Origin of the sequence: Candidatus Nebulibacter yamunensis (genome assembly GCF_024208055.1) — a bacterium.
GTDB lineage: Bacteria > Pseudomonadota > Gammaproteobacteria > Francisellales > Francisellaceae > Caedibacter > Caedibacter lacustris.
In genome coordinates this window covers 1-831 of record NZ_JAMBMW010000058.1, presented here as the reverse complement: position 1 = coordinate 831, position 831 = coordinate 1, and the positions used below count along the sequence as shown (strand labels likewise).

The window sequence follows — 831 nt, the reverse complement described above, 5'->3', positions numbered from 1 at the left end:
AGCTCCGATTCTGTAAAACAGTGAAAATTCTCATCACCGGGATTTGCGGGTTCGCCGGCAGCGTAATCGCGCGTGGCCTGCTTGAACATTGTGCTGACATAACCATCATCGGCCTCGACAATCTGTGCCGACGTGGCAGCGAAACCAATGTCGAACCCCTCCGATCGTTGGGAATCGATCTGCGTATCGGCGACATCCGAGAGGAAGCTGATCTTGCCACTCTCCCATCGACTGATTGGGTCATCGACTGCGCCGCAAACCCCAGTGTGCTTGCCGGAGTGGATGGCAAGACCAGCGCCAAAGAACTCCTCGATCACAATCTTGGAGGGACCATTCATCTCCTCGAATTTTGCCGCCGTCACGACGCTGGCTTTGTCCTCCTCAGCACCAGCCGGGTTTATTCCATCAAGCCCCTCGCCGATCTCACTGTCGAGGTCCAGGATGAAGCATTCGTCCCGATCTTTCCAAAATCAAACATCCCAAATCATTCATCCCAAATCAGCCCGGCAGGGCTCACCGAATCCTTCCCGACCGATCCACCGATCTCCCTCTATGGTTCCTCGAAAAAATGTTCGGAACTCCTGGCGCTGGAATACGGAATGACGTTTGATTTCCCTGTTCGCATCAACCGCTGCGGCGTGCTGGCAGGAGCCGGCCAGTTTGGAAAGGCCGACCAGGGCATCTTCAGCTACTGGATTCATTCTTGGGCCGCGCAACGCCCACTTAAGTACATCGGGTTTGGCGGCAAGGGACACCAAGTACGCGACTGCCTTCACCCCCGGGACCTCGTGCCCTTGATTGCCCGTCAGCTTGCCGAACCCCACCACTCCG

At 56.4% G+C, this 831-nt stretch carries 1 protein-coding gene; it reads left to right on the top strand.

All coding sequences use genetic code 11. From position 1 onward, the window contains the following. Nucleotides 1-831 (top strand): NAD-dependent epimerase/dehydratase family protein (locus M1V25_RS10265; RefSeq protein WP_498843224.1); only part of this gene is annotated, 831 nt, incomplete at both ends.